Raw genomic sequence first — 403 nt, forward strand, 5'->3', positions numbered from 1 at the left:
ACTTGGCGAAAGAGGTGACACGCACTGAACAGGCCTCTTGGACAGAAGCTGAGTGGTCACTAACTGACGGGTATGGCGAGCAAAGCGAAACAGAATTCCATGTTGTGGCTTATGACTTTGGTGTTAAGAATAACATTCTAAGAATGCTCGCGGAGCGTGGTTGTAAACTAACAGTTGTTCCAGCGAAAACGCCTGCTGCGGATGTACTGGCTATGTCACCTGACGGAGTGTTTCTATCTAACGGCCCGGGCGATCCAGAGCCATGTGATTATGCGATTGCAGCAATCAAAGACATACTGGAAACCAAGGTTCCGGTATTCGGCATTTGCTTAGGTCACCAGCTACTTGCGCTAGCGAGTGGCGCGAAGACTGAAAAGATGAAGTTTGGTCACCACGGTGCGAA

1 protein-coding gene is annotated in these 403 nt (G+C 49.6%); it reads left to right on the forward strand.

Annotated elements, in window-relative coordinates; genetic code table 11:
* Nucleotides 1–403, forward strand: a 403-nt coding sequence (locus A3729_RS03725; RefSeq protein ID WP_197475532.1) for a gamma-glutamyl-gamma-aminobutyrate hydrolase family protein, incomplete at both ends; no start/stop codon positions are given.

The organism is Oleiphilus sp. HI0043 (assembly GCF_001634935.1).